Source organism: uncultured Campylobacter sp., assembly GCF_938018035.1.
Lineage (GTDB): Bacteria > Campylobacterota > Campylobacteria > Campylobacterales > Campylobacteraceae > Campylobacter_B.
The window spans coordinates 1-4,107 of record NZ_CALIJF010000199.1; the positions used below are offsets into that span (position 1 = coordinate 1).

Genomic DNA, 4,107 nt, shown 5'->3' on the forward strand with positions numbered 1-4,107 from the left:
GATAGATCATTATTTCACGGTCCAAGATCCCTTCGGCGCGGACTTTGACGGATCTTGCGCGAATGAAATCAAAATCATCGCCCCGGATTAAAATTTCAAGCGCTCACCCAGATCCCCGCATTCGTTAAAATTCCAAGGTTCCGCCGCGAAAGCATAGGCTTTAAATTTAACCAAATGTCGCGACCTGCAAAATCGCGCGACGGACGAGCCAGATTCTACGTACTGCTCGGGCGCCGTTTTTAGCGCAAGCTGCGGGTCTAAGCCCGGCTTTAAATTCGATTTTACCGCAGAGTGCGGGTTAACCTCGATGCTTCGATCTTAAATTTAGACGCTTTGCATGCCTAAAATTTATCTCTAAATTTAGCCCTTTTTGCTAAAATTTCATAAAACGCGCTGTCCGTAAAAGAGGCGGCCGGACTAAGCTTAAGGAGAGAAGATGCGCGAGCAGGACTACGAGGCGCTTAAGGCGGGGTGGCAAAAAGAGTGGAATGAAAAGGGCGAGAAATACGCCAAGGCCGTAAACGATATGGTGGCCTTTGCCGAGGTGCACGGCTGGGACGCCTATGAGGGCGAGGATGCGGTCGATGAGCGCGAGGGTGTGACGCAGCTTTGCGAGGCGGTTTTTGAGCTGCTAAAGGATGCCAACGAGCGCGGCGAAACGGAGAAATTTAGAGCCGATTTTCCGCCCTCAAACGTCATTTTCGATAAAAAGTTGAGAAAAAAGCTAAGAGATATCGATCAAATTTGCCCTCTTGGCGGCGAGAACGTCCTTTTTATCGCCTCAAACGACGACGGCAAGACGCTGTATCTACTGGAGGGCGACCGCGTGAGCGAAGTGGCGGACGACATCATCGCCGTGGGTAAGTCCAAGCGAAACGAAATTTACGCCCTGCTAAATCAAGACGAGGTATGGCTGATCAGGGGCTACGACGGCAAGAGCGGCGGCGAGCTGGTGGCGAGATTTAGCCACGAGCTGGAGATCATCTACGACGAGGCTGAAATTTTACCCTTTAACGACGGTAGCAAGGTGCTTTTGGCCGCCCACGACGGAATTTTTTTGATCTCGCAAAGCGGCGCGAAGCTCATCCATCCGACCTACGAGGATGAGGGCGAGGACGAGGATGAATACGAGCTCGAGATAGCTATGGCAAATGCGACCATCTCAAACGACAACGAGTTAATCGTCGCGGGTGAGCAAGATAGCGATCACGTCCTGATGGATAGCGAGGGCGAGCGGCTGGGCTGCATCGGCGCGCAGAGCTCGTATCCGCACTTTTGCCTCTTTAGCGCGGACGATACGCAGCTCATCACAAACTCCTGCCACTTTTACAACGGCGTTACGATCGGCGTGGATAGGGCTTTGCTAAAGCGCGGGCTAGAGGTCGGCTTTTACGATCCGGATGGCGGCGACGAGCAAAATTTCACGCTGATCGACGATGCGATGAGGGTTTACGCGGGCGTAGCGACGCAGGACTTTTACATCCTCGGCGACGCATACGGCTACATAAAAGCGGTCGGCAAGGACGGGCGTAAAATTTGGCGCCACTATCTGGGCGGCACGATAAAGTCTATGGCGATAAGCGAGGACGGCAGCGTGCTATTCGTCGGTACATACGGCGGCAGGCTGCATAAACTACGCCTGGGCGCGGGCCAAGACAGCCACACGATCGGCAACGGCAACCACAAAGAGGAGTTTAGACTGATCGCTTATGAGAATAAAATTTACCGGTGGTAGCCGCGGTGCAGGCTTCTACGATAATTTTGCGCTCTTAAGCGCGCTTAAAACGCAGTGTGAGCAGCTTTGAGCGTGGATGAAATTTGATTTGAAGTAGCGCCTAGTAGCGGAGCGGATTTGAGCTAAATTTAGCTCGCAGCCTCGTTAAAATCCACGTTCATCAAACGGGCGCGGGCAGATTAAAATTTAAAGGACGGAAATGACCGAGCCGAAAATCGGCGATCTCTTCGCCGTAAAGCTTAAGAGGCGGGACGCGTATTTTATCGCGCAGATCCTAAGTGCTCAGATGGAGCTCGTCGCGCTCGTTTTGGACGGCTTTTCGAGCGCGCCACTCGGGCTAAAAGAAGCGACTAAGCTTAAGCCGTTTTACTTCGATCATCACTTTTGGAAGCGCGGAGAATTTTATCTCGGCGTGGATGAAATTTTAGACGCCGAACCGGTTTTCATCGGCAACGCCGCTTTGATTTGCGAACCGCCCGAGTGCGTGAGCCTGCAAAATATCGAGCAGATCTATATGCAGCTTGCGTGGAACGAGCTTCCGAAGGATATTCGCGCCAAATTTAAATCCGTCCGTAAGCAAAAGCTTGAAATTTCGCAGCCGCAAAGCAGGGAATTCTACGCCGATTTAGCGCGTAAAAATCCATTTTGCTACGAGATAAAAAGCAAAATTTGGGATGAAAATTTGAAAAATTTTTTAGAAGCGACGCCGATGATGACGCAGCTTGAGCTAAGCTGCGCCGGCAAAAGCCTAGATATCTCGCGCACGCATTTGCAGCAGCTCGTCTTGCACGCAAGCGGCACGGAGGAGATCGCGCTAAACGGCTCGCTGTGGCAGTTTGTGATAAACGGCGATATCGCGCGGCTAAAAAGCGTGCACTGCCCCTTTGACGGCGAGCTTTTGAGCGTCCAACTAAACCTAAACGGCGGTGGGTTTTGCATTCGCGGGCTTGAAAAACTGCGAAATCTACAGATATTTTCGCGGCGCGGCGAGTGCGTTGATCTCGCACGCGTTGCGGCGAGCTTTCCGAATTTGCGTGAAATTTTCATCAACGCGCAGGGCGGCACGCTAAAAAACATCGACACGCTCGCTAAATTTGAACATCTAAAAGACGTCTGGCTTAGCGACGTTTACGGATTTGAACGCTTTCCGACGAGAGCGCAACTACCGCATCTAAAGCGCCTTTGTTTCTGGTCGGTGCCCAAAGGCGCCTGCGAGGCGGCTAGAGCGCAGTTTAAGGGTATAGAAAGCCTCGTAATCAAGCAGCCGCGAAGCAAGCAGTGGCTGGCGGCAAATTTAAACAACCCGCTGCGCGGCTGGGACGGCAGAGATGGGGTGGGCGCGGCGACTGCCAGAAAGGCGATGAGGGCTTATGCGGGCGCGCACAAGAAGCTAAGCACGCTCGAAGCAAAACCCGCAAGCAGCGAGCTCAAGACCGAGAAAACCGAAATTTTAAAAGAATTTATCGCCGTTTTTAACGCGATAGACGCCAAGCATAGCATCGATACCATGGAGCGCGAGGAGATTTGGGAGGCGTTTTGCAAGCTGGCCGAGCTTGCGGCGGCGGACGCGAAGTCGCAAGAGCGTATCTGGGAGCAAAACGCGGAATTTTAGCCGATCAAGCGGTGTGAGCGCCACGATGATAAAACAGCGTGTGGACACTGCGCGATCGGGCTTTGTTTGGGCGCGGCGCATGGGATTTAAAATTTGGCGCCGAAACGGGCTTTTGCGGGCGCATAGATAAAATTTAAGCCAAGCGGCGGTAAAATTCCGCGGTTCCAAGGAAGCGTTAATTTACGCCGATTTGGCGCGTAAATTTGCGTCTATTAGGGCGAAATAAAATTTAAAGGAGTAAATATGAGAGGCAAAATTTTAACCGCGACCTTTGCGGCGGCGCTTTTGTGCGGTTGCGCGGCGCACGATGCAAAGCTAGGCAAGGAAGCGGATAAGAGAAGCGAAAGCGCGGCTGCAGACTGCGGCACGAGTGAGGGCGTCTGCAAGGTGCCCGCCGTGCAGGGACCGATGGTGGGCGACGGCACGGATGAGCACGGCTGCTTAGTCGCCGCGGGGCAGAGCTTTTCAAAGATTAAGAATGGCTGCGTGCAGGTTTTTGATATCGCGGACGTGAGGTTAGCTGATCCAGATAACGCTACGCTTGCGATCTACGGGATATTTTCCGCGGATAAAAGCAGGGTAGAAATCTTTTGGGCGAGCTTGCCGCAGAGCGAAATTTTAAGCAAAGTTAAGGGTGGTTACTATGTCTCGAAGGACGGAAAAATTTCGCTGCTAAAAACAAAAAGCGGCAAGGGCTATAAGATCCGCAGAAAATAGCGGGTGAAATTTTAAGCCCGCTAAATTTCGCGCGCCGCGAAAG

Annotated in this window: 3 protein-coding genes; all 3 read left to right on the forward strand. The window is 52.4% G+C overall.

Going from position 1 to position 4,107, the window contains the following annotated elements:
* The first annotated feature begins 436 nt into the window (after positions 1-436).
* The 3 genes from Q0257_RS06165 (at position 437) to Q0257_RS06175 (ending at position 4,064) form a co-directional block, all read left to right on the forward strand.
* Entirely contained in the window at positions 437-1,735 is a 1,299-nt protein-coding gene (locus Q0257_RS06165; protein ID WP_298022943.1) for a hypothetical protein, read from the forward strand.
* Positions 1,736-1,934: 199 nt separating this feature from the next.
* Positions 1,935-3,347, forward strand: coding sequence for a hypothetical protein (locus Q0257_RS06170; protein WP_298022946.1), 1,413 nt, complete (start codon positions 1,935-1,937; stop codon positions 3,345-3,347).
* Between the two features lie 243 nt (positions 3,348-3,590).
* Complete coding sequence (locus Q0257_RS06175; RefSeq protein WP_298022949.1) at positions 3,591-4,064, forward strand: hypothetical protein; 474 nt, start codon at positions 3,591-3,593, stop codon at positions 4,062-4,064.
* Positions 4,065-4,107: the final 43 nt, after the last annotated feature.